This window comes from Streptomyces griseoruber, from assembly GCF_001514205.1.
Taxonomy (GTDB): Bacteria; Actinomycetota; Actinomycetes; order Streptomycetales; family Streptomycetaceae; genus Streptomyces; species Streptomyces griseoruber.
In genome coordinates this window covers 29,736-55,887 of the sequence record NZ_KQ948779.1, presented here as the reverse complement: position 1 = coordinate 55,887, position 26,152 = coordinate 29,736, and the positions used below count along the sequence as shown (strand labels likewise).

The window sequence follows — 26,152 nt, the reverse complement described above, 5'->3', positions numbered from 1 at the left end:
AGTCATGGACCGCCGCATTTTCGGGCTGGAGAACGAGTACGGCGTCACGTGCACGTTCAGGGGACAGCGCCGCCTGTCGCCTGACGAGGTGGCGCGGTACCTCTTCCGCCGTGTCGTGTCATGGGGCCGTAGCAGCAATGTCTTTCTGCGGAACGGCGCCCGCCTGTATCTCGACGTGGGTTCGCATCCGGAATACGCCACACCGGAATGTGACAACGTGACCGAGTTGGTCACCCACGACAAGGCCGGCGAGCGCATTCTCGAAGGACTCCTGGTGGACGCGGAACGACGCCTGCACGAGGAAGGAATCGCGGGCGACGTCTACCTCTTCAAGAACAACACGGACTCGGCGGGCAACTCCTATGGTTGTCACGAGAACTATCTGGTGGCCCGGCACGGGGAGTTCTCCCGGCTCGCGGACATCCTCATTCCGTTCCTGGTGACCCGCCAGCTGCTGTGCGGCGCGGGCAAGGTGCTGCAGACGCCCCGTGGGGCGGTGTACTGCGTCAGCCAGCGGGCGGAGCACATCTGGGAGGGCGTCTCCTCGGCGACGACCCGTTCCCGGCCGATCATCAACACGCGCGACGAGCCGCACGCGGACGCGGAGCGTTACCGTCGGCTGCATGTCATCGTGGGCGACTCGAACATGTCCGAGACGACGATGCTGCTGAAGGTCGGCGCGACGGATCTGGTGCTGCGCATGATCGAGGCGGGCACGGTGATGCGGGACCTGACCCTGGAGAACCCGATCCGGGCGATCCGTGAGGTCAGCCACGACATCACGGGCCGGCGCAAGGTGCGGCTGGCGAGCGGGCGGGAGGCCTCGGCGCTGGACGTGCAGCGCGAGTACTACGAGAAGGCCGTGGACTTCTGCGAGCGCCGCGGCATCCGCACGGGCACGGTCGAGCAGGTCCTGGAGCTGTGGGGCCGTACGCTGGACGCGATCGAGGCCGAGGACCTGGACCGGATCGGCACCGAGATCGACTGGGTGATGAAGTACAAGCTCATCGAGCGGTACCGGGCCAAGCACAACATGACGATGTCGCATCCGCGGGTGGCGCAGATAGACCTCGCCTACCACGACATCCACCGTCGTCGTGGTCTGTACTACCTGCTGGAGCGCAAGGGACAAGCGACGCGGATCTGCAACGACTTGAAGATCTTCGAGGGCAAGTCGGTGCCGCCGCAGACCACTCGGGCGCGGTTGCGCGGTGACTTCATCCGGCGGGCGCAGGAGCAGCGCCGGGACTTCACGGTGGACTGGGTGCATCTGAAGCTGAACGACCAGGCCCAGCGGACGGTGTTGTGCAAGGACCCGTTCCGTTCGGTGGACGACCGGGTGGAGAAGCTGATCGCCGGTATGTGATCGCCGGAACGCAACACGGGCGCCGTACGTTTCCCGTACGGCGCCCTTCTCACGCCGTAGAGTTGCGCGCACGCCCTTCCCAAGATCGACCGATTACGAGGCTCTCATCGTGCGCCGACGCTCACTTCTCCTTGCCGCCGTTCCCGCAGGGCTGGTCACGCTCTCCGCCTGTGGTGACGACAAGTCCGACTCGAGCAAGGCGAGCGAGGACGCGTCGCCCTCGGCGTCCGCGACGTCCGCGGCGCCCGCGCCGAAGATCGTGGACGGTCCGCTGCCGGCCATCACGGCGGGGACGAAGTTCGGTGAGAAGCCGACGGTGGCCAAGGGCACGGGGGAGCCGTCGGACCAGCTGGCGGTGAAGACGGTGATCGCGGGCGGTGGTCGGGCGGTCGCGGAGAAGGACTTCATCTGGGCCAACTACCTGGGCCAGATCTGGGACACCGGGAAGGTCTTCGACAACTCCTACGACCGCAAGACCCCGCTGTTCATCCAGCTCGCCGAGGGCTCCATCATCGACGGCTGGCGCTATGCCCTGACCGGCAAGAAGGTGGGCAGCCGGGTGGAGTTCTCGGTCCCGCCGACCTGGGGTTACGGCAAGGAGGGCCAGTCGCAGGCCGGTATCAAGGGCACCGACACGCTGGTGTTCGTGGTGGACCTGGAGGACACCTTCAACGCCAAGAGCTCCGCCAAGGGCACGGACGTCCCGCAGGACGACGCCAAGCTGCCGAAGGTCGGCACGAACACCGACGGCAAGGCGCCCTCCGTCGACATCCCCAAGGCGGACCCGCCGACGAAGCTGGTGGCGACCTATGTGATCGAGGGCGACGGCGCGAAGGTCGCGGCCGACAGCACGGTGGTCGTGCAGTACCAGGGCTTCGTCTGGGACACGAGCAAGAAGTTCGACTCGTCGTACGACCGCAGCGCTCCCACCTCGTTCTCGCTCCAGCAGGTCGTCAAGGGGTGGGCGCAGGGCCTGACCGGCAAGAAGGTGGGCAGCCGGGTCCTCATCGTGATTCCGCCGTCGCTGGGCTACGGGGACAACCCGCCGAGTGGCAGCGGTATCGAGAAGGACTCCACGATGGTGTTCGTGGTCGACATCCTCGCGGCGTCGTGACGCCGTCCGGGATGAAAGACTGTGTGTGTTGCCTTTCCGTAGACAAGCAGGAGCAGTGACGTGAGCAACGAGAAGCCCGAGATCGACTTCCCCGAAGGCGAGCCCCCGGCGGACCTCGAGATCAAGGACATCTGGGAGGGCGACGGCGAGGTTGCGCAGGCCGGTCAGACCGTCACCGTCCACTACGTGGGTGTCTCCTTCAGCACGGGTGAGGAGTTCGACGCCAGCTGGAACCGTGGCGCGCCGTTCCGCTTCCCGCTGGGTGGCGGCCGTGTCATCAAGGGCTGGGACCAGGGTGTGCAGGGCATGAAGGTCGGCGGCCGCCGCCGGCTGACCATCCCGCCGCACCTGGCCTACGGCAACCAGAGCCCCACCCCGGCGATCAAGCCCGGTGAGACGCTGATCTTCGTCGTGGACCTGATCGCCGTCTGATCGCTGTCTGACCGTCGTCCGACAGTTGTCCAATCGGTCGTCGTCCGGTCGGTCGTGACCAGCCGGGGTCCATGCCTGCGCGGGCATGGACCCTCGGCTTTTGCCGGGGGACCGCGGGGCGGTACGGTCGACGATCGTAAGCACCAAAGGGGAGGCGAAGGGCGTCGATGGCCATTGCCAAGGCCGAGCGGCTGATGAACCTCGCGCTGTGTCTGCTGGGCACGCGCAGGCCGTTGAGCAAGCGTGAGCTGCGTGACTCCATCGAGGCCTATGTCGAGGCGTCCCGGGCGGGCGGGGTCGGCTCGAGGCCGGATTCCGGTGCCGCGAGCGACGACTCCTTCAACCGGATGTTCGAGCGGGACAAGGACGATCTGCGCGAGCTGGGCCTGGTCATCGAGACCGTGGAGAGCCTGGACGGCGAGATCGGCTATCTGGCGCGCCGGGACAGCAACCGGCTGCCGCCGATCACCCTGGACGCCGAGGAGGCCGCCGCCCTCGGCCTGGCCGCGAAGGTGTGGCAGCAGGCCCGGCTCGCGGGCGCGGCCAGCGGCGCGCTGCAGAAGCTGCGCGCGGCCGGTCTGCCCGAGGACGTCGATCCGTACGAGGCGCACGGCGCGCTGGAGCCCAGGATCCCCGTGCACGAGGCGGCGTTCGAGCCGCTGATGCTGGCCTGCCGTGACCGCCGGCCGGTGGTGTTCGACTACCGCAAGGCCACCGCCGCCCGTCCCGAGCCCCGCCATGTCGAGCCGTGGGCGCTGGAGTGCTGGCGCGGTCACTGGTATCTGGCGGGATTCGACCGGGACCGGGGTGCCGAGCGGGTGTTCCGGCTGTCGCGGATCACCGGCAGGGTCCGCTCGCGCGGGGCGGGTTTCACCGCGCCCGTCCCCGATGTCGTGACGGTCCGGGAGACCGTGGCGAGCTGGGCGGGGGAGACCGCGGACCGCAGCGCGCTGATCCGGCTGCGCACCGGTGCCGGGTACCCCTTGCGGGCGAAGGCCACGGCCGTCCGGGAACTCGCGGACGGCTGGGACGAGTTGGAGATTCCGTACGGGCACGGGCTGGACGCCTGGCTGGTGGAGTTCGGGCCGGACGTGGTCGTCCTGGAGCCTGCGGAGCTGCGGGCGGACGTCGTGGACCGGCTGCGGGCCGTGGCCAAGGGCTGAGGGGGAGCGGAGCAAGACAGTGGCAGGCAAACCGGTCAGGCCGGCGAACGCGATCGACCAGACCCGTCGGATGCTCTCCCTGGTGACGTATCTCAGGGAGCGCCCGGGCGCGCGGATCGAGGACGTGGCGCGCGCCTTCGGCATCACCGAGGACGAGCTGGTCTCGGATCTCGACGTGCTGCCCATGTGCGGCACCAGCTTCCGCGGCGGCGATCTGCTCGACATCGACACCGACGGCGAGCGCATCTGGTGGCACAACCCGGCGGCGCTGGGGGCGGAGGCCGCGGAGCCGCTGCGGCTGGCGGCCGACGAGGCGACCGCGCTGCTGGTGGCCGCCCGCGCGGTGGCGACGCTGCCCGGTCTGCGGGAGGGCGACCGGCAGGCGCTGCTGCGGGCGACGGCGAAGGTGGAGACGGCGGCCGGTGAGGCGGCCGGGGCGAGCTCGCGGCTGTCGGTGACGTTCGAGTCCGAGGGCGGGGTCTTCGCGGACGTCGACCGGGCGATCTCCGAGCGCCGCAGGCTGTGGATCCGCTACTACTCGCCCGCGCGCGACGAGCTCAGCGAGCGCGAGATCGACCCCATCCGCCTGGTCAGCGTGGGGCACACGTATGTGGAGGCCTGGTGCCGCCGCTCCGAGGCGCGGCGCACGTTCCGGCTGGACCGGGTCGCCGAGATCAAGATCCTCGACGAGCCGGCGGCGCCGCCGGAGATCGAGCTGCGGGATCTGTCGGAGGCGCTGGTGCAGCCGGCCGCCGAGGATCCGGAGGTCGTGGTCGAGGTCGGTCCGGGCGGCCGCTGGGTCGCCGAGTACTACCCGCACGACAGCGCCGATGAGCTTTCCGACGGCGGACTGCGTATCACTCTGCGCACGCCCGACCCGGCCTCGCTCAGGCGCCTGGCCCTGCGGCTCGGCCGCGACGGCCGGATCGTCTCGCCGCCGGACCTCGCCGACAGCGCCCGCCGCGCCGCCCGCGACGCGCTGGCCGCGTACGACGGCATCGAGGCGGCGGACGCGGCCGGGGTGCCGTCCGCCCGCGGTGACGAGCAGCGCGGCGGCCCGGTCGGCGGCCAGGCCGGCGCTCCGGCCGATGTGCCGGCCGGCGTGCGGTACGACGGGCGGACCGAGGGTCGGTCCGACGGGCGGTTCGAGGGGCGGGAGCAGCGGTGAGCGAGTCGGTGGCGTCCGGAGCGCGGGGCATCTCGGTGGCTTCGGCGTTCGCGGGCATGCGGAGTGTGGGCCCGGTGACGTTCCGGGCGGGCTGCCCGGACTGCCGCGGCTGTTTCGAGCTGGCGGCGGGCGCTCTGCGGCTGGCCATCGGCGCCACCAGCCGCACCACGTTCTACTCCTTCACCTGCCCCGACTGCGGTGTGGCCGTGCGCAAGCCGGCCGGTGAGCGGATCGTCGAGCTGCTCCTCGGCGGCGGGGTGCGGACCCTGCGGCTCCAGGCGCCGTAGCAGGGTCTAGGCTCGCCTCATGTTCTGGCCGATGTTCGCGGTAGCCGTGGGTTTCGTGGGTCTCGCCGTGCTCGCGGTGTTCGCCGTCCGGGTCTTCGTGGAGGCGCGGCGGCTGGGCCGGCAAGTCACGGAGTCCGCCCGCCGGATCAGCCGGGCCGCCGAGGAGCTCGAGCGGGCGTCGGTGAGCGCGGCGGGTGCCGTGGACGCGCTGTGAGGGGCGCTGTGGTGATCCTGGCGCGGGGCTGTGGTGGTTCTGTGAGTCCGGCGCCGAATGCGTTTTGGGCCACTTCGCCCTCCCGCCGTGGTACCAGGGGCGGGTAGTGTGCAGATCGCGGCCCGGAGAACGAGGCCCGGACCGCGGACCGGGAGTACGCACGGGGATTGCCTCTCGTTCACCCCTGAGCGTTACGATCGCTGCCAGCACGATCGTTCGGACACCTGTCCGACCGGTCGCACAGCACCCCCACCCAGCCGCCTCGGTGAGAAGGTAAAGACTTATGTTCGGAAGGCTCGGCGCCCCCGAGATCATTCTCATCCTCGTCGTCATCATCCTGCTGTTCGGCGCGAAGAAGCTTCCGGACATGGCCCGCTCGCTCGGCAAGTCCGCGCGCATCCTCAAGAGCGAGGCCAAGGCGATGAAGGAAGAGGGCAACAGCACCGCCACCCCGGCGGGCCCGCCGAACCCCGGCGAGCAGCCTCCCGCGCAGCGCACCATCCAGGCCGCCCCCGGCGATGTGACCAGCTCCCGCCCGGTCACCGAGCCGACGGACACGACCAAGCGCTGACGCAGGGCCGGTGACCTCCGGCCCGCCGCACGAGATGGGAACGTGGGTTGCTGAAGTCTGCCCGCAAGGAGGAGAAGGACCCCGAGGGGCGGATGCCCCTCGCGGATCACCTTCGTGAGCTGCGCAACCGGCTCGCGAAGGCGATGCTGGCCATCGTCCTCGTGACGGTCGTGGCCGCCTTCTTCTACAACGACATCATCAACTTCCTCACCAAGCCGATCCTCGACTCGGTCGGCTGTGGGAAGACATTCGAGCAGATCGCGACCGCGCTCAAGGACGGCGACGACGTCAACAAGTGCGCGAGCATCACGATCAACGGTCTGCTCGCGCCGTTCACGCTCGCCCTTCAGGTCTCCCTGATGGCCGGTATCGTGTTCGCCTCCCCGGTCTGGCTCTACCAGCTGTGGGCCTTCATCGCCCCGGGACTGCACAAGCACGAGCGCAAGTACGCCTACGGGTTCGTCGGCACCGGTGTGCCGCTGTTCCTGGGCGGCGGCTACTTCGCGTACCGGGTGCTGCCGACCACCGCGAAGGTGCTGATCGACTTCACCCCGGGCGGCGTCAACAACCTGCTGCCGCTGGACGACCTGTTGCAGCTGGTCACGCGCATGGTCGTGGTCTTCGGCCTCTCCTTCGAGCTGCCGCTGCTGCTCGTCATGCTCAACATGACCGGCATGGTCACCGGCGCGCGCATGCTCGGCTGGTGGCGCGGAATGATCATCGGCATCACGGTCTTCGCGGCCGTGGCCACCCCCAGCACGGACCCCATCTCGATGCTGGCCCTCGCCGGTCCGATCTGGATCCTGTACTTCGGCGCGACCGCCTTCTCGCTGCTGAACGACCGTCGCAGGCGCCGGCGCGACGCCCTGGGTCCCGCCGACGACGAGGCCTCCGAGCTGGATCTCACCCCCGAGGCGATCGGCGAGGTCGAGTCCGTGTCGGCGACCCGTGCCCTGCCGGAGCAGGCGGGCCCGGAGCGCGTCAACGGATACGACGACGTCACCTGATCCCCCGACGCCACGGCGGCCGGCGCGCACACCCTGCGCGGCCGGCCGCTTCCGCGTTCCCGGGAGAGCCCGGCGCAGGCTGTGGCCGGGACGGTACGCACCGTAGGCCCCTGAACTGCGCGATCGCAGGTTTCACAGGCACTGATCGGGATATTGATCGTCCTGTTGTCACAGGCTCCCGGTACGCTCGAAAGCACGATGACAGACGACCTCTCCCCGGCCGAGCGGTACGCGGCGGCACGCAGGCGTGCCGTCGAGCAGGCCACCGCGCTCGCTTCCTTCCGCGAGATGTACGACTTCGGTCTCGACCCCTTCCAGATCGAGGCCTGTCAGGCACTCGAGGCGGGCAAGGGCGTCCTGGTGGCCGCCCCTACCGGCTCCGGCAAGACGATCGTGGGCGAGTTCGCCGTCCACCTCGCCCTCCAGCAGGGCAAGAAGTGCTTCTACACGACCCCCATCAAGGCGCTGTCGAACCAGAAGTACTCCGACCTGTGCCGCCGTTACGGCGCCGAGAAGGTCGGCCTGCTCACCGGCGACAACAGCGTCAACTCCGACGCCCCGGTGGTCGTGATGACCACCGAGGTCCTGCGGAACATGCTGTACGCCGGTTCGCAGACCCTCCTCGGCCTCGGCTACGTGGTGATGGACGAGGTGCACTACCTCTCCGACCGCTTCCGGGGCGCCGTGTGGGAGGAAGTGATCATCCACCTCCCCGAGTCGGTCACCCTGGTCTCCCTCTCCGCGACCGTGTCCAACGCCGAGGAGTTCGGCGACTGGCTGGACACCGTCCGCGGCGACACCGAGGTGATCGTCTCCGAGCACCGGCCCGTGCCGCTGTTCCAGCACGTGCTCGCCGGACGGCGGATGTACGACCTGTTCGAGGAGGGCGAGGGCCACCGCCGGGCGGTCAACCCCGACCTCACCCGGCTGGCCAGGATGGAGGCCAGCCGGCCCTCCTACCAGGACCGCAGACGCGGCAGAGCCATGCGCGAGGCCGACCGGGAGCGGGAGCGGCGCCAGCGGTCCCGGGTGTGGACACCGGGCCGGCCCGAGGTCATCGAGCGCCTCGACGCCGAGGGCCTGCTGCCCGCCATCACCTTCATCTTCAGCCGCGCCGCCTGCGAGGCCGCCGTCCAGCAGTGCCTGTACGCCGGACTGCGGCTCAACGACGAGGACGCGCGCGCCGAGGTGCGCGCGCTCGTCGAGGAGCGTACGGCCGCGATCCCCCGCGAGGACCTGCACGTCCTCGGCTACTACGAATGGCTGGAGGGCCTCGAGCGCGGTATCGCCGCCCACCACGCGGGCATGCTGCCGACGTTCAAGGAGGTCGTCGAGGAACTGTTCGTCCGCGGGCTGGTCAAGGCCGTGTTCGCGACGGAGACCCTCGCGCTCGGCATCAACATGCCCGCCCGGTCGGTGGTCCTGGAGAAGCTCGTCAAGTGGAACGGCGAGCAGCACGCCGACATCACCCCCGGCGAGTACACCCAGTTGACGGGGCGTGCGGGGCGGCGCGGGATCGACGTCGAGGGCCATGCCGTGGTGCTGTGGCAGCGCGCCATGAACCCCGACCACCTCGCGGGACTGGCCGGCACGCGCACGTACCCGCTGCGCTCCAGTTTCAAGCCGTCGTACAACATGGCGGTCAACCTGGTCGAGCAGTTCGGGCGGCACCGGTCGCGGGAGCTGCTGGAGACCTCCTTCGCCCAGTTCCAGGCGGACCGCTCGGTCGTCGGGATCTCCCGGCAGGTGCAGCGCAACGAGGAGGGGCTGGAGGGCTACAAGGCCTCCATGACCTGCCACCTCGGCGACTTCGAGGAGTACGCCGGGCTGCGGCGTGAACTCAAGGACCGGGAGACGGAGTTGGCCCGGCAGGGCGTGGCCGAGCGCCGGGCCGAGGCGGCCGTCGCCCTGGAGAAGCTCAAGCCGGGTGACGTCATCCATGTGCCGACGGGCAAGTACGCCGGTCTGGCGCTGGTCCTGGACCCCGGGCTGCCGGCCGGGCGGGCCAACGGGCACCGCGGCTTCGAGCAGCACGACGGGCCGCGCCCGCTGGTGCTGACGGCCGAACGGCAGGTCAAGCGGCTGGCGTCGATGGACTTCCCGGTACCGGTCGAGGCGTTGGAGCGGATGCGGATCCCCAAGTCCTTCAACCCGCGCTCCCCGCAGTCCCGTCGGGACCTGGCGTCCGCGCTGCGCACCAAGGCCGGGCACATCCCGCCGGAGCGGGCCCGCAAGAAGCGGTCGCAGGCCGCCGACGACCGCGAGATCGCGCGGCTGCGGACGGCGATCCGGGCGCACGCCTGCCACGGGTGCAACGAGCGTGAGGACCACGCCCGGTGGGCCGAGCGCTACCACCGGCTGCTGCGGGACACCTCGCAGCTGGAGCGGCGGATCGAGGGGCGGACCAACACCATCGCCCGGACCTTCGACCGGATCGTCGCGCTGCTGACCGAACTCGACTATCTGCGGGGCGACGAGGTCACCGACGACGGCAAGCGGCTGGCCCGGCTCTACGGCGAGCTGGACCTGCTGGCCAGCGAGTGTCTGCGGGCCGGGGTGTGGGAGGGGCTCGCCCCCGCCGAACTCGCCGCGTGCGTCTCCGCGCTGGTGTACGAGGCGCGCGTCGGGGACGACGCGATGGCGCCGAAGCTGCCGTCCGGCAAGGCCAAGGCCGCGCTGGGCGAGATGGTCCGGATCTGGGGGCGGCTGGACGCCCTGGAGGAGGACTTCCGGATCAACCAGACCGAAGGGGTCGGGCAGCGTGAGCCCGATCTCGGGTTCGCCTGGGCCGCGTACATGTGGGCGTCCGGCAAGGGCCTCGACGAGGTGCTGCGGGAGGCGGAGATGCCGGCCGGCGACTTCGTGCGCTGGTGCAAGCAGGTCATCGACGTGCTGGGGCAGATCTCCGCGGCTGCTCCCGCGGAGGGATCGACCGTGGCCAAGGCGGCGCGCAAGGCTGTTGAACAGGTGCTGCGGGGAGTTGTCGCCTACTCGTCCGTGGGGTGAGTGGGGGACGGCGGGTGCGGGGAGTGTGTGGCTGGTCGCGCCCACGCGGCGGAGCCCCGCATATCGACAGAGCCCCGCGCTCCTGAACCACTCAGCCCTTGCTCACATAGTTCCGCCAGCCTCCGTACCGCGTGATGTCCTCGGCGTCCTTCAAGGCGCTCGGTTCGCACAGGAAGCCGGGGGTCGTGGTGCCGTCCGCCAGTTTCACCCTTCCGAGCGTCATGGGGCGGGGGAGGGACGCCAGCAGGCGGCCCAGGCCCTCTGCCGGTAGGCGCCAGATCTCGGTCTCGATCTCCGCGCCTCCCTCTCCCACATGCACCAGCCCCGGCTTCGGCGGTGTCGTGCCGAGGGCGTGCAGGCGGTAGACGGGGGCCGTGGTCGTCGTGCGGTCCAGCCGGGCGCCCAGGGACAGGAGCTGGGGGTTCAGGGGCTGGCCCGTGAGGTGGGCGCCGACCACCGCGAGACGGGTCTCCGGCTGGAGCTGTCCGGCGATCCGGGCCAGGCGCTCGTCGGTGTGGGCGGGGCCGATCAGCATCACACCGAACGGAAGGCCGTTGACCTCGCCGGCCGGGACGGCCACCGCCGCCAGGTCGAAGAGGTTGGTGGAGTTGGTGAAGCGGCCCAGCCGGGCGTTGGCGCCCAGCGGGTCGGCGGCGACCTCCGCGAGGGTGGGGTGGCCGGGGGCGGTGGGCAGGAGGAGGGCGTCCGCGTCGGCCAGTTCGGCCAGCGCGCGGGTGCGCAGGGCGGCCAGTCTGTCCTGGTCCGCGAAGAGACGGTGGGCCGGGATGTCCCGGGCGCGGGTGATGATGCCGGCGACCGTGGGATCCAGGCCCGCGCCGCCCTCCTCGGTCAACTTGTCGACAAAGGTGCCCACCGCGGTGTAGCGCTCGGCGACGAAGGCGCCCTCGTAGAGCATCGCGGCCGCCTCGGTGAACGGGGTCAGGTCGAGGGGGCGGATCTCGGCCCCGGACGCCGCGAGGTGCCGTACCGCAGCCTCGTAGGCATCCGCCCAGCCCTCGTCCAGTTCGCCGAGCTGGGCGAGCGGGGGGACCGCGATGCGCCAGGGACCGGGGGTGCGGACGGGGACGGACGGGGGGACCGTACCGGTCGTCATGTGGGCCAGGGCCCCTTCCGCCTCCGGGAGGGTGCGGGCGAACACCGTCACACAGTCGAGTGAGGCGCAGGCCGGGACCACGCCCTCGGTGGGGACCAGACCACGGGTGGGCTTGAGGCCGACGATGCCGTTGAAGGCGGCCGGGACCCGGCCCGAGCCCGCCGTGTCGGTGCCGAGGGCGAAGTCGACGAGGCCGAGGGCGACCGCGACGGCCGAACCGGAGCTGGAGCCGCCGCTGATGCGCAGGGGGTCGACGGCGCCGCGCACCGCGCCGTGCGGGGAGCGGGTGCCCACCAGGCCCGTCGCGAACTGGTCCAGGTTCGTCGTGCCCAGCAGCAGGGCGCCCGCCGCCCGCAGACCGGCGACCACGGGGGCGTCGGCGGCGGGGTGGTAGGCGTACGCGGGGCAGCCCGCCGTGGTGGGCAGGCCCGCCACGTCGATGTTGCCCTTGGCCGCGAAGAGACGGCCCGCCAGCGGAAGGCGCTCGCCCCGCGCCACGCGGTCGTCGAGGGCACGGGCCTCCGTCTCGACCTCGGCCCTCGGGCGCAGGTCGATCCAGATCTCCGGGCGGTCGACCGCCTCGATGCGGGCGTAGGCGGCGCGGACTCGGGAGAGTGTGGTGGACATCGCCTGATACCTCTTTCAGTTCGCGGCCGGGGCCAGGACGAGCAGCGCCGTCCCCGCCTCCACCTGGTCGCCGGGGCGGGCCAGGATCTCCGCCACCACGCCGGCCGCCGGCGCGTGCACCCTGGACTCCATCTTCATCGCCTCCAGCGCGAGCAGCGGCTGCCCCGCCGCCACCGCGTCGCCCGGCGACACGTTCACCTGCCAGACCGACGCGGCGAACTCGGCCTCGATCAGCCGGCCGCCCGCCGGGACGGCCACCTCGGCCGGGGGAGCGGGCGGCGCGGACGCGGCCTCGGCGCGGGTGAACTCGCCCGCCGCCTCCCACGCGTCGCGCTCGGCCGTGAAGGCCGTCTGCTGCCGCCGCCGGAACTCCGCGATGGACTCGGCGTGTTCGGTCAGGAAGGCCTGGTGCTCCGCCAGGGAGAAGGTGCCCTCCTCGATACGCGGCACGAACCGGCCGGAGACGAGGTCGGCGCGCAGGTCGAGGAGTTCGTCGGCGTCGACGGGGTACCAGCGGATCCGGTCGAAGAAGCGCAGCAGCCAGGGCGAGCCCGGCCGGAACGCGCCGCGCTGCTGCCACGCCGACCACACCTGGGTCGTACGGCCCACGAACTGGTAGCCGCCGGGGCCCTCCATGCCGTACACGCAGAGATAGGCGCCGCCGATGCCGACCGAGTTCTCGGCCGTCCAGGTCCGGGCGGGGTTGTACTTCGTCGTCACCAGGCGGTGGCGGGGGTCGAGGGGGGTGGCGACGGGGGCGCCCAGGTAGACGTCACCGAGGCCCAGGACCAGGTACTCCGCCTCGAAGACCGTGTCGTAGACGTCCGCGACCGAGGCGAGGCCGTTGACGCGGCGGATGAACTCGATGTTCCACGGGCACCAGGGCGCGTCCTCGCGGACCCCGGCCATGTAGCGGGCGATGGCCTCACGGGTCGCCGGATCGTCCCAGGACAGGGGGAGGTGGACGGTGCGGGAGGGCACGACGAGTTCGTCCGTGGGCGGCAGGGCGCGCGCCATCCGCCGTACGGCCGCGAGGAGTTCGTGCTGGGGCAGGAGCGCCGGGTCCGTCCGGATCTGGAGGGAGCGGATGCCGGGGGTGAGGTCGCCGACGCCCGGCAGGGCGGCCGCGCCGACCGCCTCCATGAGGGCGTGGACCCGCATCCGCAGGGCGAGGTCCAGCTGCATCGGGCCGAACTCGACCAGCAGGTTGTCGTCGCCGCTGCGGCGGAAGGTGACATCGCCGTCCCGGGCGAGGATCCCGCCGTCGACGATCGCGGGGCGTGCCGTGCCGTGCACGTCGACGGGGGTGAAGCGGACCGTGTCGCCCGGCCGCAGCTGGCCCAGCTTCCAGCGTTCGGAGCTGAGGACGGTCGCCGGGCACACGAACCCGCCGAGCGAGGGCCCGTCGGGGCCGAGCAGCACCGGCATGTCTCCGGTGTAGTCGACGGCGCCGACGGAGTACGGGGTGTCGTGGATGTTGGACGGGTGCAGACCGGCCTCGCCGCCGTCGGTGCGGGCCCAGCGCGGCTTGGGGCCGACCAGCCGCACCCCGGTGCGGGCCGAGTTGAAGTGGACCTTCCACTCGGCGGCGTAGAAGTCGTGGATGTCGTCCTCGGTGAAGAACTCCGGTGCGGCGTGCGGGCCTTCGACGGCGCCGAGGTGCCAGACGGAGCCGAAGGAGGGACGGTCGGTGACCGGGGTGCCCTCGGTGACCTCGCCGCCGTGCAGGACGTCCCCGGTGCGCAGGGCGCGTCCGCCGTGCCCGCCGAACCGGCCCAGGGTGAAGGTGCTCGCGCTGCCGAGGAAGGAGGGCACGTCCAGGCCGCCCGCGAACAGGACGTAGGTGCGCAGGCCGTGCCCGTCCGGCGCGCCGACCTCCAGCACGGCCCCGGCCGGGACCGTCACCGGCTCCCACTGCGGCACCGGGGTGCCGTCGACCGTCACCGGGGCCGGGGCGCCGGTCACGCACACGGTCGTGGGGTGGGTGAACCGCAGCGAGGGGCCCTGGAGGGTGCATTCGAGGCCGGGGGAGCCCTCGGGGTTGCCGAGCGCCCGGTTGCCGAGCCGGAAGGACCGGTCGTCCATCGGGCCGGACGGCGGGACCCCGACCTGCCAGTGCCCGGTGCGGCCGGGCCAGTCCTGCACGGTGGTGAGGGTGCCGCCGGCGACGACCTCGATCCGCGGGGTCGGGTCGTGCACCTCGGCGAGGGTGGCCGTCGAGTGGGTCGCCGTGCTCAGACGCGGGTCCGCGAGCGCCGCCCGGACCAGCCCCAGATTGGTCTCGATGCCGTCGACGCGGGTGCGGGCCAGCGCCTCGTCCAGGCGGCGCAGCGCGTCGGCGCGGTCGGCGCCGTGGGCGATCACCTTCGCGAGCATCGGGTCGTACGACGTCGTCACCTCGGTGCCGGTCTCCACCCAGCCGTCCACCCGGACGCCCCCCGGGAACTCGACCCGGGTCAGCAGGCCCGCGCCGGGCCGGTGGTCGCGGCTCGGGTCCTCGGCGTAGAGACGGGCCTCGACGGCGTGTCCGCGCGCGGGTCCGGGGTCGCGTACGACGTCCCGCTCGCCGCGGGCCAGGCGCAGCATCCAGGCGACGAGGTCGACGCCGTAGATCTCCTCGGTGACCGGGTGTTCCACCTGGAGGCGGGTGTTGACCTCGAGGAACCAGGCCTCCTCGCGGGCCGCGTCGTAGACGAACTCGACGGTGCCGGCGGAGCGGTAGCCGACGGAGGCGCACAGATCGCGGGCGGAGGCGGCGAGTTGCCGTCTCACATGGTCGGGCAGGCCGGGGGCCGGGGCTTCCTCCAGGACCTTCTGGTTGCGGCGCTGGAGGGAGCAGTCGCGGTCGCCGAAGGTGACGACCCGGCCCTCGCCGTCGCCGAAGACCTGTACCTCGACATGGCGGGCGTGTTCCACGAGCCGTTCCAGGAAGACGCCGGCCGAGGAGAAGGAGGCGGCGGCGACGCGCTGGACGCGTTCCCAGGCGTCGGTGAGTTCCTCGGGGGAGCGGCAGGCGGACATGCCGATGCCTCCGCCGCCGCCGGTGGCCTTGAGCATGACCGGATAGCCGACGGCCGCGGCGCGTTCGAGGGCCCCGGGGAGGTCCGGCAGGAGTCCGGTGCCCGGGGCCAGGGGCACCCCCGCCGCCTCGGCCGCCGCGCGGGCGGTGTGCTTGGCGCCGAACAGCTCCAGTTGCTCGGGTGTCGGGCCGACGAAGACGATCCCGGCGTCGGCGCAGCGGCGGGCGAAGGCCGCGTCCTCGGAGAGGAAGCCGTAGCCGGGGTGGATCGCGCCCGCGCCGGTGTCCTTGGCGGCCTTCAGGACGAGGTCGGCGTCCAGGTACGACTCCTTCGCGGGCGCCGGGCCGAGCCGTACCGCCTCGTCGGCGAGCCGGACGTGGGGGGCCGAGCGGTCGGGGTCGGAGTACACGGCGACCGTGCGCAGGCCCAGTTCGCGGGCGGTGCGGATGATCCGTACGGCTATCTCGCCCCGGTTGGCGACGAGCAGCTTGGAGAAGGTCATGCGGCGCTCCCCGTGATCGTCATCTCCACCGCCGTCGGCTCGAAGCCGTTGCACGGGTTGTTGATCTGGGGGCAGTTGGAGACCAGGACGAGGACGTCCCGTTCGGCGCGCAGGCTGAGGGCGAGGCCGGGGGCGGAGAGGCCGTCGACGATGCCGAGGGTGCCGTCCTGCTCGATGGGCACGTTCATGTACCAGTTGATGTTGGAGACCAGGTCGCGCTTGCCGAGACCGTACTTGGCGCCCTCGGCGAGGAAGTTGTCCACGCACGCGTGCTGGGCGTACGTGTGGTGGCCGTAGCGCAGGGTGTTGGACTCCTTGGAGCAGGCGCCGCCGACGGTGTCGTGGCGGCCCACCGCGTCGGCGGTCACCGTCATCAGCGGGGTGTGCTCGTTGGACATCAGCACACTGCCCGTGGTGAGGAAGATGCCGCCCTGGGCGTGGATCGTGTCGGGGGCGCTGTAGCGCACCGACGTGTCGTGGGCGTCGTACACGAGGAAGTCGACGGCCTGGTTGCCGTGCAGGTCGGTGACGGTCAGTGTCTCGCCCTCGCGGACGACGGCGGACCAGGCGGCGCGGGCCGGGACGACGGTCTTCATACGAGCCCCCTCGCGGTGAGGAATTCGGCGGTGTTGAGGAAGGCGCGGCGGCCTTCGGGGGTGGCGTCCCACAGCGGGTCGCCGGGCCGGGTGGGTGCCGCGCGCCAGGCGAGGACCTCCAGCGGGGTGCTGATGTAGTCGGGGCGGGGGTCGCTCGGGTGCGGGACGTTGGCGAGGAGGACGGTGAGGTCCTGTTCGGCGCGCAGGGTGACGCTGCCGCCGGGGCCGGCCGAGCCGGTGAAGTCGAGGGTGCCGTCCTCGCGTACCTCGACGCCCTGGAAGAAGGAGAGGGAGGGGGGCAGATCGCGGGCTTCCAGGCCGTTCTTGGCGGCGGCCAGCTTGAACAGTTCACGGCCGGCGGGGGAGGGGCCCTGCGGGGTGCCGTCGCCGTAGCGGGCGGTGTTGCGGGCGAGGGTGGAGGTGCCGGCGAGGGCGTCGTGCCGGCCCGAGGTGTCGGCGATCAGGGAGGCGAGGACGCGGCCCTGGTCGGAGAGGAGGAGCACGCCCTCGCCGAGGTAGGCGTTCCACTGGACCTTGACCGTGTCGGCGACGTTCAGCCGTTCCCAGGGGCGGCCGTCCACATGGAGCAGCAGATGGGCGCAGGCGTCGCCGCGCAGGTCGGTCAGGCGCAGTTCGGTGCCGCGGGCGAGGACCCGGTGGGTGTAGTTGCCGCCCGCCACGGTCTCGGCCCACACCAGGTGGCCCGCCTCGCAGGGCGGGGCCGGCCAGTCGGCCGCCGGGACGACGGGCATGGCCTCGGCCCGGGTGCCCTCCTGCGCGCGGGCGTGGGCGCGTGCTCCGTACGTGGTCGCTGTCGCCGCCATCGCGGACCTCCGGCTGGGACGTGGGGGAACGTAATTTCTGTCGCGTGACAGAAATTAGGACCGGGGCGCGTCACCGGCGTTGCGCGCCCGTTGCCGCCCGGTTACCGAGCCCTCACGGGCGACCGCCGGGAGGATCGCAGGGGGGTGGTCGGGATGGTTGCTGGGAGGTCGCCGGGAGGTGGCCGAGAGGGTGGTCGCGAGGGTGGGCGGGAGGATCGCAGGGGGGTGGCCAGGAGGGTTGCTGGGAGGTCGCCGGGAGGGTGGCCGGGAAGGTCGCCGGGAGGGGTGGCCGGGAAGGTCGCCGGAGGGGTGGCCGGGAAGGTCGCCGGGAAGATCGCCGTCCGCCGCGCTGTGCGAGGATCGGACGCATGGGGACGAACGACGGACGCGGCGGACGCCGGGTCGGCAGGCCGCGGGCCGCGCAGCGGCCGGACAGCGGTCTCGAACCGCGTGCCGAACTGCTCGCTGCCGCGGCGGAGTTGTTCACCACGCGCGGCTACGCCGCCACCACCACCCGGGCGGTCGCCGAGCGGGCCGGGATGCGCCAGGCGTCGATGTACCACTACGTCTCCGGCAAGGAGGAACTCCTCGCCGACCTGCTGGAGTCCACCGTCACGCCCTCGCTGACGTACGCCCGCGCGCTGCTCGCCGAGGACGGGCGGGCGGCCGAGGAGCGCCTGTGGGAGCTGTGCCGCACCGACGTGGAGCTGCTGTGTGATGGGCCGCACAACCTCGGCGGGCTGTATCTGCTGCCCGAGGTGCGCGCCGAGCGGTTCGCCGGCTTCCATGCGGTGCGTGCCGAACTCAAGGACGCCTACCGGCAGTTGATCGCCGCGACGGCAGTGGGCGGCGGGCTCGCCAAGGGCGAGCTGGATCTGCGGACCGATCTCGTGTTCGGCCTCATCGAGGGCGTCATCCTGGTCCACCGTTCGGATCCGGAGCGTCCCGTCTCCGACTTCGCCCGCGCCACCGCCGACGCGGCGCTGCGCATCACCGGGGCCTGAACACCGCCTGGGAGTGACCGGCTCACCCGTCCGGGCGGGCCGCTTCTCGCACGCCCACGCGTCGTCACTGTGCGCGTTCGAATGATGCCCGAGTGTGCAAATGGGGCTGAGGTTACTCCACTCGCACGGCCGGTTTCAGAGGGTTGCCGAATATGACACAGCGATGATCCGGTCGGACTAAGCTCGCCCGCGGCGCACCGAGTTGCGGTGTATTCGTGCGCCTGTTCCCAAATGCTCCGAAGATACCGACAGATCCCTACAGAGGGTGCCCACATGGTGAGTGTTCAGTCCCCACCCGGTCGCCGAGAACTTTCCTTCGCCCGACTGCTGTTGCTGCCGGCGATACTGATGGCCGCGGTGACCGGAGCCGCCGTCGCCCTGGTGGCGGGGCAGGCACGGCTCGCCGTCGGCGTCTGCGGAGCCGTGGCCACCCTGCTCATCACCGCGGCGGGGGCCGACGCCCGGCGCCGCTGCCGCCGGCTCTGGGAACTGCGTACGGCCTCGGAGCAACGCGTCGCGCATCTGGAACGGCGCCTCGCCGCCCAGCAGGACGAGAACCGGTTCATCGCCAAGGAACTGGTCCCCCTCGCCGTGGAATGGCTGCGCGGCGGAAATTCCCCCGAGGAGGTGATGCACCACCTGGGGGAGCGTGAACCGTTCTTCCATGACATCGACGACGGACAGCGCGTCCTCGTCAAGAGGTTCCTCGACGCCATCGACTACGAGAACGCCCTGCGCGACTCCGTCCAGCGCGCCTTCGTCAACGTCGCCCGCCGCGTCCAGGCCATCGTTCACCAGCAGTGCGCGGAACTGCGGGAGATGGAGGAGGACCACGGCCGCAACCCCGAGGTCTTCGACGACCTGCTCCGCATCGACCACGGCACCTCCATGATCGGCCGCCTCGCCGACTCCATCGGCGTCCTCGGCGGCGGCCGCCCCGGCCGCAGCTGGCCCAATCCGGTCCCGCTCTACAGCGTGCTGCGCGGCGGCATGTCGCGCATCCTGGAGTACCCCCGGATCAAGCTGAACTCCATCGCCAAGGTCAACATCCGCGGCATCTCCGTCGAGCCGCTCATCCACGCGATCGCCGAACTCCTCGACAACGCCACCCGGTTCTCGCCCCCGCAGTCCAAGGTGATGGTCAACGCCATCGAGGTGCAGACCGGCATCGCCATCGAGATCGAGGACGCCGGCGTCAGCCTCAGCGAGGAGTCCCGCGCCAAGACCGAGAAGATGCTCGACGACGCCATGCGCGGTGTGACCATGCAGGACCTCGGCGGCGCCCCGCGCCTCGGCCTCGCCGTCGTCGGCCGGCTGTGCACCTCCTTCAACCTCCAGGTGTCGCTGCGCACTTCGGCGTACGGCGGGGTCCGCGCCGTTCTCGTCGTGCCCCGCGAGATGATGACCTCCGACCCGGCACCCGGCTATGCCCACGGCATCGGCGCCGCCTCCGCGCAGATCGACCTGAGCAACCTCGAAGGACCCAAGCGCCCGCCCAAGCGGCGCCGGCCCACCAACCCGAAGATCCCGGCCAACGTCTCCCTCGAGGACGACGTGCCGGTGATCACCGAGTGGACCGACAAGGGCCTGCCGCAGCGCCGCTCCAAGGCGACCATCCCGATCAGCCAGCGCTACGCCGAGGCGTACGCCGCCCAGGAGGCCGCCGAGCGCGCCGAACGCGAGGGCAGGCCCGACCCGTTCGCCCAGGCCCGGCCCGAACCGCCGAAGCCCAAGAAGAAGAAGCAGGAACCCGGAGTCGCCTTCGAGGCCTTCTGGGAGGGCCTGAAGAAGATCGCCCCGCCGGGCGTCCACCCCACCGACTTCACCCGCAACCCCACCGCATACCTGCACCTGATCCAGGACAAGCCCAAGCCGCCCGAGGCCGACGACGAAGGGGACCACACGTGATCCAGCAGCGCCAGAACTTCGACTGGGTGCTCAAGGAGCTCTACGACGGCGTCCCCGGCATCGAGATGATCGTCGTGCTCTCCTCCGACGGTCTGCGCATCGCCCGCTACGCCGGTGAACCCGACGCGGCCGACCGCGTCTCGGCCGCCTGCGCGGGCATGCAGAGCCTCGCCACCGCCATCGCCCAGGAGATGGAGTGCGTCGAGGGCGACATGAACCTCATCATGATCGAGATGGACGGCGGCTACTTCTACATGATGTCCGCCGGCGCCAACGCCTATCTCGCCGTCCTCTCCGACGTGTGCTGCGAACCGGGCCGGATGAGCGCCTCCATGCGTGACCTCGTCGTCCGCATCGGGGCCCATCTGACCAGCCCGCCCCGCCGCAACGGGCAGACCGTATGACGCCTCCGCAACGCCGGCGGCGCCAGCCCCTGCCGCTCCCGCCCCCCGCACCCGCCCCGCCCGCCGAATCCCCGGCGGACCGGGGGAAACAGCCCGACCGGCTCTACACGATCACGGGACCCGACGGGGAGCGGGCGCCGCTCGACCTGGTGACGTTAATCGTGGCGTGTGCCGACCCCCCCTCGTCCGCCACCCCGGAACAGACGGTGGTGCTGCGGATGTGCGCCGCCCCCCTGTCGGTGGCCGAGGTGTCGGCCTACCTCGGCCTGCCGTTCACGGTGGTGACGGTCCTGCTCACCGAGATGCTGGCGGCCGAACTGGTCCAGGCACGCGCCCCGATCGTCCGCCAGAAGCTCCCCGACCGATCCCTGCTCGAAGCGGTGATGCATGGACTTCAAAGGCTCTGACACGGTCCCCGGCCCACGGGCCGAGGACCAGCTCCCGCAGACCACCACGGCCGCGGCGAAGATCGTCATCGTGGGCGGCTTCGGCGTCGGCAAGACGACGATGGTCGGCTCCGTCAGCGAGATCAAACCGCTGACCACCGAGGAGACCATGACCCAGGCCGGTATCGGGGTCGACGACGACTTCGGCTCCGACACCAAGACCGCCACCACCGTGGCCATGGACTTCGGACGCATCCGCATCACCGACAAGGTGGTGCTCTACCTCTTCGGCACCCCCGGCCAGGAACGCTTCTGGTTCCTGTGGAACGGGCTCTTCGAAGGAGCCCTGGGCGCGGTCGTCCTGGTCGACACCCGCCGCCTGGAGGTCAGTTACGAGGTCATGGGCCGGCTGGAGGAGGGCGGAGTGCCCTTCGTCGTCGCCGTCAACACCTTCCCCGACGGCCCCCGTTACCCCCTGGACGACCTCCGGGCCGCCCTCGACCTGCCCCCGGACGTGCCGATCGTGGAGTGCGACGCCCGCCGGCGCGCCTCCAGCCGGGACGTCCTGATGACCCTGATGCGGTTCCTGCACACCCTCTCGCTCAGAGGCAGCCTCACCTAGCCCGAGCCCCCTTGCCCCCCTGACAACGGATCCCCCACAGTTGCGGAGCGACCCCTGTGACGCCTGAACACCCCATGACGACCGGACCCCACGACCTCGCCCTGGACCCGCCGCCCGGCTGCCCCGCGCACGCCGCCGGCGGACTGACCCGGCTCTACGGACCCGGCGCGGAGGACCTCGGCGAGCTGTACGAGCAGTTGCGCGAGCAGTACGGCCCCGTGGCACCGGTCCTGCTCCACGACGACCTGCCGATGTGGATGGTGCTCGGCCACGCCGAGAACCTCCAGATGCTGCGTACGCCCTCGACGTTCACCAAGGACACCCGCATCTGGACGCCGCAGCGCGAGGGCCGGGTCCGGCCCGACCACCCGTACATGCCGCACATCGCCTGGCAGCCGATCTGCGCCCACGCCGAGGGCGACGAGCACAAACGGCTGCGCGGTGCGGTCACCGCCGCCATGGAGACCCTCGACGAGCGCAGTGTGCGCCGGTACATCAACCGAGCCACGCAGACGCTGGTCAACCGCTTCTGCGAGGAGGGCCGGGCCGATCTGGTCGGCCAGTTCGCCGAGCACCTCCCGATGGCGGTGATGTGCCAGCTCCTCGGCATGCCCGACGAGTACAACGACAAGATGGTCGCCTGCGCCCGGGACGCGCTCAAGGGCAGCGAGACCGCCGTCGAGAGCCACGGGTACGTCGTCGACGCGCTGAGCCGGCTCACCGTGCGCCGCCGCTCCGCACCCGCCGACGACTTCACCAGCCATCTCATCGCCCACCCGGCCGGGCTGACCGACGACGAGGTCCGCGAACACCTGCGTCTGGTGCTCTTCGCCGCCTACGAGGCCACGGTCAACCTGCTCTCCAACGTGCTGCGCATGGTCCTGACCGACCCGCGCTTCGTCGCCCGGCTCAACGGCGGCGAGATGACCGTGCCGGAGGCGGTCGAGCAGTCCCTGTGGGACGAACCGCCGTTCAGCACGATCTTCGGCTACATGGCCAAGCAGGACACCGAGCTGGGCGGCCAGCGCATCCGCGCGGGCGACGGACTCTTCTTCGCGCCGGCCCCCGCCAACGTCGACCCCCGGGTGCGCCCCGACCTCTCCGCCCACATGCGGGGCAACCGCTCCCACCTCGCCTTCGGCCGGGGCCCGCACGAGTGCCCCGGCCAGGACATCGGGCGCGCCATCGCCGACGTCGGCGTCGACGCGCTGCTGTCGCGGCTGCCGGACATCCAGCTGGCCTGCGACGAGGACGAGCTGCGCTGGACGACGTCGATCGCCTCCCGGCACCTGGTGGCGCTGCCGGCGCACTTCGAGCCCAAGCCCCAGCAGGACGTCAAGCTGAAGCCGACCCACGCGGCCTCCGTGCCGCCGCAGCGCGCCTTCCGCCCGCTGCACATCGACCCCAGGCCCGCGACCCCCGCCCCCGAGCCGATGGCCGCCCCGCAGCCCGAACAGCCCGCCCCGCAGCCGGCCCGCCGCCCCGGCGCCTGGCAGCGGTTCCTGCTCTGGTGGCGGGGCTACTGAGCCGCCGCCGCTCGCCGGCTACTCGGCCCAACGGGCGTACGACACCCAGGACTCCAGCACCCTGCCGCTGCGCAGCCGGTGCTGTGCGCCGGTGACCGGATCGGTGAACTCCAGCTCCCGCGCCAGCAGTTGCAGAGGGCGTCGGAAGTCACCGGCCGGCCCGGGCGGGGCCACCTCCGGGTAGAGGGGGTCGCCGAGGATCGGCACGCCCAACGCGTTCATGTGGACGCGCAGTTGATGGGTCTGACCGGTGTGGGGGACCAGCCGGTAGCGGGCCAGCCCGTCCGCCCGGTGCTCGACCGGCTCGATGTCGCTGACCGCGTTCGCCTCCCCCGGCACCTCGAACGCGGTCAGTGTGCCGCGCTCCTTCACGATCCGGCTGCGCACGGTCACCGGCCAGGCCCGCGCCGGATCGTAGGGGGCGACGGCCTCGTACACCTTGCGCACCCGCCGGTCGCGGAACAGCGTCTGGTAGGCGCCGCGCTCCTCGGGCCGGACCGTGAACAGCACGAGCCCGGCGGTGAGCCGGTCCAGGCGGTGCGCCGCGCCCAGGGCGGGGATGCCGAGCTCCCGCCGGAGCCGGGCCAGCGCGGTCTCGGTGACATGGCTGCCGCGCGGGGTGGTGGCCAGGAAGTGCGGCTTGTCCACGACGACGATGTGCTCGTCGCGGTGCACGACCTCCAGCGGGAACGGCACCGGCACCTCGGCGGGTGTCTCCCGGTGGAACCAGACGAACATGCCCGGTACGTACGGGGCGTCCGGCGGCACCGGCGTCCCGTCGGCGCCGACCACCAGCCCGGCCCGCAGCATCCCGTCCACGACCCCGGCGCCCGCCCCGCTGAGCCGCTCCACCAGATGGTCCCGGACGGTGGCCCAGTCCCCCTCACCCGGCAACCGCACCCGTACCGGATCGATCCCGTCGCGCTGCGGCAGGGGGGAGGGCGGGGGAGGGGTACGGCGTCTCATCGGGGTCCAGGGTACGGGGGCGGGAAAACCTGTTGGGCGGGGCGGCGCGCGCGGGGAGGATACGTTCCATGCCGTACATCGCCGGCCCCGTCGTGCCCGCCGGAACCCTCTCCACCGTCCCGCAGCCCGTGCTCCGCACCGGCGACGGACTGGTCCTGCGCCCGTGGCGGACCGAGGACGCCCCCGCCGTCCACGCCGCCTTCCAGGATCCGGTGCTGAACCGGTGGCACATCCGGACCGCCGACTCGGTGGAGGAGGTCGTCGGCTGGATCGAGGCGTGGCAGAAGGGCTGGGAGAGCGAACGCGACGCCCAGTGGGCCGTCGCCGACGCGGACACCGACGGGGTGGTGGGGCGGGTGGCGCTGCGCGGGATCCAGCTCGAGGAGGGTGTGGCCGAGGTCGCCTACTGGACGACCAGGGCGGCCCGCGGCCGGGGAGTCGCCGTACGGGCCACGACCGCCCTCACCCGCTGGGCCGTCGACGAGATCGGCCTCCACCGTCTGGAGCTGATGCACTCCACCGCCAACGAGGCGTCCTGCCGCGTCGCGATCAAGGCGGGCTTCGCGCTGGAGGGAACCAAGCGCAGTGCCGCCATCCACCAGGACGGCTGGCACGACATGCACCTTCACGCGCGCGTGCGGGGCGACTGAACTACGCCACCGCCTCCGGTACGACGGTCAGGGCCGACGCCCGCTTCCGGTACGCCCGGAAGGCCACCCCCGCCGCGACCGTCACGGCCAGGAACAGCACCGTGAACCACTGGAAGTACCAGTGCCCGCCCGCCGGGTCGTACACCGCCGCTCGCGGCCAGGCCAGGTTGACGGTCATCAGGACGCCGTAGAGCAGGGCGAGGGCGTTGACGGGGACGCCCCAGCGGCCCAGCGAGAACAGCGGGGCGCCGGTCTCGTCGGTGTCGGCCGAGGAGAACTCGCCGCGCAGGCGGCGGAGCAGGAGCGGGCCGGTGACCATCGCGTACGCCAGGTACAGCATCACGATGCAGGTGGTGCCGATGGCCAGGAAGGCGTCCGGGGAGGCGAAGTTGAGCAGCAGCAGGGCCGCCGCGAGGACGCCGACGACCAGGGCGGGGGCGCTCGGCATGCCGGTGCGGGGGTTCACGCGCGCGAGGCGGGCCGAGAACGGGAGCTGTCCGTCGCGCGCCATGGAGAACAGCATCCGGCAGGCCGCCGTCTGGATGGCGAGCGTGGCCACCGCGATCGCCACCACCACGTCCGCGAGGAGCACCTTGCCGACGCCGTCGCCGAGGCTGCTGGTCAGGACGTAGGAGAGCCCGTCGACGCCGAGGTGCCCGTCGGTGAGGCTGGGGGCGGCGAGCAGTCCGCCGAGCACGATCAGCCCGCCGAGCAGGCCGGCCGCGCCGAGCGCGGTGAGGATCGTGCGGGGCGCGGTGCGGCGCGGGTTGTGCGTCTCCTCGCTCATCTCGCCCGCGCTGTCGAAGCCGATCATCACGTACGCGGCGGTGAACGAGCCCACCGCGAGCGCCCCGAACAGGCCGGACTGGGCGGCGCCGGTGGTGTGGAAGGTGATGCCGGGCGTGCGCTCGGAGTGGGTCAGCAGCAGCACGACGATGAGGACGGCGCCGATGATCTCGGCGGTCACGCCGACCCGGTTGATCACCGACATCACGCGGTTGTCCACGACGTTCACGACGGTCGTCAGGACCAGCAGGACCACGCCGAGCAGCGCCGCGTTGGCCGCGCCGTCGGGGGAGACGGGTGACGGGTCGGTGCCGATCAGCTGGAAGCCGGACCAGATCGCCGGGAGCACCATCTGCAGGGCGAGTGCGGCGGCCGCGACGACGACGATCTGCCCGATCACCATGATCCAGCCGGCGAACCAGCCGAACGACGGTGTCGACAGCCGCGACGCCCACTGGTAGATCGCGCCGGAGATCGGATAGCGGGCCGCCAGTTCCGCGAAGCAGGCGGCCACCAGCAACTGCCCGGCCAGCACCACCGGCCAGGCCCAGAAGAAGACGGGCCCGCCGAACGCGTATCCGAAGGCGAAGAACTGGAAGACGGTGGTCAGGACGGAGATGAAGGAGAACCCGGCGGCGAACGAGGCGTACCGGCCCAGACTGCGGTGGAGTTCCTGGCGGTAGCCGAACTCCGCGAGGGAGTGGTCGTCCGGGGCGTGGGCGGGGGAGTGCGGCGGGTCGGGGCGTACGTCGGCGGGGGAGCTGGTGGTCATGGCGGCACCTGCCTTGGGCGCGAATTCCTGTCGGGCGACAGAAATTAGGGACGCCCTGTTTCGCAGGTGTCACGCCGTCGTGTCCGGGGCGGGCCCAACTCCTCACGTTCCCCGGGG

23 protein-coding genes are annotated in these 26,152 nt (G+C 71.7%); 17 read left to right on the top strand and 6 right to left on the bottom strand.

Going from position 1 to position 26,152, the window contains the following annotated elements; genetic code table 11:
* Positions 1-4 precede the first annotated feature (4 nt).
* The 10 genes from pafA (at position 5) to AQJ64_RS34340 (ending at position 10,328) form a co-directional block, all read left to right on the top strand.
* Complete coding sequence (pafA, locus tag AQJ64_RS34385; RefSeq protein WP_055636549.1) at positions 5-1,366, top strand: Pup--protein ligase; 1,362 nt, start codon at positions 5-7, stop codon at positions 1,364-1,366.
* Positions 1,367-1,475: 109 nt separating this feature from the next.
* Entirely contained in the window at positions 1,476-2,480 is a 1,005-nt protein-coding gene (locus tag AQJ64_RS34380) for an FKBP-type peptidyl-prolyl cis-trans isomerase (RefSeq protein ID WP_055636550.1), read from the top strand.
* A 60-nt stretch (positions 2,481-2,540) separates the two neighbouring features.
* Entirely contained in the window at positions 2,541-2,912 is a 372-nt protein-coding gene (locus AQJ64_RS34375; RefSeq protein WP_055636551.1) for an FKBP-type peptidyl-prolyl cis-trans isomerase, read from the top strand.
* Positions 2,913-3,079: 167 nt separating this feature from the next.
* Positions 3,080-4,075 carry a helix-turn-helix transcriptional regulator gene (locus AQJ64_RS34370; protein ID WP_055636552.1) on the top strand — a complete coding sequence of 332 codons (996 nt, stop codon included), beginning with the start codon at positions 3,080-3,082 and terminating at the stop codon, positions 4,073-4,075.
* A gap of 19 nt (positions 4,076-4,094) precedes the next feature.
* Complete coding sequence (locus AQJ64_RS34365) at positions 4,095-5,243, top strand: helix-turn-helix transcriptional regulator (protein WP_079062119.1); 1,149 nt, start codon at positions 4,095-4,097, stop codon at positions 5,241-5,243.
* A complete protein-coding gene (locus tag AQJ64_RS34360; RefSeq protein ID WP_055636553.1) occupies positions 5,240-5,530 on the top strand; it encodes a hypothetical protein in 291 nt (96 codons plus the stop codon). Before AQJ64_RS34365 ends, AQJ64_RS34360 begins: the two co-directional genes overlap by 4 nt.
* Positions 5,531-5,549: 19 nt before the next feature.
* Complete coding sequence (locus AQJ64_RS34355; protein ID WP_055636554.1) at positions 5,550-5,744, top strand: hypothetical protein; 195 nt, start codon at positions 5,550-5,552, stop codon at positions 5,742-5,744.
* Between the two features lie 283 nt (positions 5,745-6,027).
* On the top strand, positions 6,028-6,315 hold the full coding sequence (gene tatA, locus AQJ64_RS34350) for a Sec-independent protein translocase subunit TatA (protein WP_055636555.1): 288 nt from the start codon (positions 6,028-6,030) through the stop codon (positions 6,313-6,315).
* 47 nt (positions 6,316-6,362) lie between these two features.
* Positions 6,363-7,322, top strand: coding sequence for a twin-arginine translocase subunit TatC (gene tatC, locus AQJ64_RS34345; RefSeq protein ID WP_055636556.1), 960 nt, complete (start codon positions 6,363-6,365; stop codon positions 7,320-7,322).
* 153 nt (positions 7,323-7,475) lie between these two features.
* Positions 7,476-10,328 carry a DEAD/DEAH box helicase gene (locus AQJ64_RS34340; protein ID WP_055636557.1) on the top strand — a complete coding sequence of 951 codons (2,853 nt, stop codon included), beginning with the start codon at positions 7,476-7,478 and terminating at the stop codon, positions 10,326-10,328.
* A gap of 91 nt (positions 10,329-10,419) precedes the next feature.
* Here AQJ64_RS34340 and atzF read toward each other — a convergent pair whose 3' ends face one another.
* The 4 genes from atzF to AQJ64_RS34320 are packed head-to-tail and all read right to left on the bottom strand — an operon-like array spanning position 10,420 to position 17,011.
* Positions 10,420-12,069, bottom strand: coding sequence for an allophanate hydrolase (gene atzF / locus AQJ64_RS34335; RefSeq protein ID WP_059203274.1), 1,650 nt, complete (start codon positions 12,067-12,069; stop codon positions 10,420-10,422).
* A gap of 15 nt (positions 12,070-12,084) precedes the next feature.
* A complete protein-coding gene (locus tag AQJ64_RS34330) occupies positions 12,085-15,591 on the bottom strand; it encodes a 5-oxoprolinase/urea amidolyase family protein (protein ID WP_059203273.1) in 3,507 nt (1,168 codons plus the stop codon).
* The gene (locus AQJ64_RS34325) at positions 15,588-16,187 is read right to left on the bottom strand and encodes an urea amidolyase associated protein UAAP2 (protein ID WP_059203272.1); all 600 of its coding nucleotides are present in this window, start codon (positions 16,185-16,187) and stop codon (positions 15,588-15,590) included. Before AQJ64_RS34325 ends, AQJ64_RS34330 begins: the two co-directional genes overlap by 4 nt.
* Positions 16,184-17,011, bottom strand: a complete 828-nt coding sequence (locus AQJ64_RS34320; RefSeq protein ID WP_059203271.1) for an urea amidolyase associated protein UAAP1 — start codon at positions 17,009-17,011, stop codon at positions 16,184-16,186. Before AQJ64_RS34320 ends, AQJ64_RS34325 begins: the two co-directional genes overlap by 4 nt.
* A 368-nt stretch (positions 17,012-17,379) precedes the next feature.
* Here AQJ64_RS34320 and AQJ64_RS34315 point away from each other — a divergent pair, with 368 nt between their 5' ends.
* The 6 genes from AQJ64_RS34315 (at position 17,380) to AQJ64_RS34290 (ending at position 22,861) form a co-directional block, all read left to right on the top strand.
* On the top strand, positions 17,380-18,015 hold the full coding sequence (locus AQJ64_RS34315) for a TetR/AcrR family transcriptional regulator (protein ID WP_055638916.1): 636 nt from the start codon (positions 17,380-17,382) through the stop codon (positions 18,013-18,015).
* A 273-nt stretch (positions 18,016-18,288) separates the two neighbouring features.
* Positions 18,289-19,923, top strand: a complete 1,635-nt coding sequence (locus AQJ64_RS34310) for a sensor histidine kinase (RefSeq protein WP_206189960.1) — start codon at positions 18,289-18,291, stop codon at positions 19,921-19,923.
* On the top strand, positions 19,920-20,327 hold the full coding sequence (locus AQJ64_RS34305; RefSeq protein ID WP_055638917.1) for a roadblock/LC7 domain-containing protein: 408 nt from the start codon (positions 19,920-19,922) through the stop codon (positions 20,325-20,327). Before AQJ64_RS34310 ends, AQJ64_RS34305 begins: the two co-directional genes overlap by 4 nt.
* Positions 20,324-20,734: a DUF742 domain-containing protein gene (locus AQJ64_RS34300; protein ID WP_055638918.1), complete on the top strand. Its 411-nt coding sequence runs from the start codon at positions 20,324-20,326 to the stop codon at positions 20,732-20,734. The genes AQJ64_RS34305 and AQJ64_RS34300 overlap by 4 nt, the downstream gene beginning before the upstream one ends.
* Entirely contained in the window at positions 20,715-21,335 is a 621-nt protein-coding gene (locus AQJ64_RS34295; RefSeq protein WP_055638919.1) for a GTP-binding protein, read from the top strand. The genes AQJ64_RS34300 and AQJ64_RS34295 overlap by 20 nt, the downstream gene beginning before the upstream one ends.
* Positions 21,336-21,391: 56 nt before the next feature.
* A complete protein-coding gene (locus AQJ64_RS34290) occupies positions 21,392-22,861 on the top strand; it encodes a cytochrome P450 (protein WP_059203270.1) in 1,470 nt (489 codons plus the stop codon).
* An 18-nt stretch (positions 22,862-22,879) separates the two neighbouring features.
* On the opposite strand, the gene AQJ64_RS34285 is transcribed toward AQJ64_RS34290, so the two are convergent.
* Positions 22,880-23,827 (bottom strand): RluA family pseudouridine synthase, encoded by a 948-nt coding sequence (locus AQJ64_RS34285; RefSeq protein ID WP_059203269.1) that lies wholly within the window; start codon positions 23,825-23,827, stop codon positions 22,880-22,882.
* A gap of 68 nt (positions 23,828-23,895) precedes the next feature.
* Here AQJ64_RS34285 and AQJ64_RS34280 point away from each other — a divergent pair, with 68 nt between their 5' ends.
* Positions 23,896-24,477, top strand: a complete 582-nt coding sequence (locus tag AQJ64_RS34280) for a GNAT family N-acetyltransferase (RefSeq protein ID WP_055638561.1) — start codon at positions 23,896-23,898, stop codon at positions 24,475-24,477.
* A gap of 1 nt (position 24,478) precedes the next feature.
* Here the strand turns inward: AQJ64_RS34280 and AQJ64_RS34275 are convergent, their stop codons facing one another.
* Positions 24,479-26,035: an amino acid permease gene (locus tag AQJ64_RS34275; RefSeq protein ID WP_059203268.1), complete on the bottom strand. Its 1,557-nt coding sequence runs from the start codon at positions 26,033-26,035 to the stop codon at positions 24,479-24,481.
* Between the last annotated feature and the right edge of the window lie 117 nt (positions 26,036-26,152).

Coding starts and splice junctions, on each gene's coding strand:
- AQJ64_RS34280 (WP_055638561.1), top strand. CDS start 23,896: ATGCCGTACATCGCCGGCCCCGTCGTGCCCGCCGGAACCCTCTCCACC.
- atzF (WP_059203274.1), bottom strand. CDS start 12,069: ATGTCCACCACACTCTCCCGAGTCCGCGCCGCCTACGCCCGCATCGAG.
- pafA (WP_055636549.1), top strand. CDS start 5: ATGGACCGCCGCATTTTCGGGCTGGAGAACGAGTACGGCGTCACGTGC.
- AQJ64_RS34320 (WP_059203271.1), bottom strand. CDS start 17,011: ATGGCGGCGACAGCGACCACGTACGGAGCACGCGCCCACGCCCGCGCG.
- AQJ64_RS34295 (WP_055638919.1), top strand. CDS start 20,715: ATGGACTTCAAAGGCTCTGACACGGTCCCCGGCCCACGGGCCGAGGAC.
- AQJ64_RS34370 (WP_055636552.1), top strand. CDS start 3,080: ATGGCCATTGCCAAGGCCGAGCGGCTGATGAACCTCGCGCTGTGTCTG.
- AQJ64_RS34310 (WP_206189960.1), top strand. CDS start 18,289: ATGGTGAGTGTTCAGTCCCCACCCGGTCGCCGAGAACTTTCCTTCGCC.
- tatA (WP_055636555.1), top strand. CDS start 6,028: ATGTTCGGAAGGCTCGGCGCCCCCGAGATCATTCTCATCCTCGTCGTC.
- AQJ64_RS34330 (WP_059203273.1), bottom strand. CDS start 15,591: ATGACCTTCTCCAAGCTGCTCGTCGCCAACCGGGGCGAGATAGCCGTA.
- AQJ64_RS34355 (WP_055636554.1), top strand. CDS start 5,550: ATGTTCTGGCCGATGTTCGCGGTAGCCGTGGGTTTCGTGGGTCTCGCC.
- AQJ64_RS34275 (WP_059203268.1), bottom strand. CDS start 26,035: ATGACCACCAGCTCCCCCGCCGACGTACGCCCCGACCCGCCGCACTCC.
- AQJ64_RS34300 (WP_055638918.1), top strand. CDS start 20,324: ATGACGCCTCCGCAACGCCGGCGGCGCCAGCCCCTGCCGCTCCCGCCC.
- AQJ64_RS34285 (WP_059203269.1), bottom strand. CDS start 23,827: ATGAGACGCCGTACCCCTCCCCCGCCCTCCCCCCTGCCGCAGCGCGAC.
- AQJ64_RS34315 (WP_055638916.1), top strand. CDS start 17,380: ATGGGGACGAACGACGGACGCGGCGGACGCCGGGTCGGCAGGCCGCGG.
- AQJ64_RS34325 (WP_059203272.1), bottom strand. CDS start 16,187: ATGAAGACCGTCGTCCCGGCCCGCGCCGCCTGGTCCGCCGTCGTCCGC.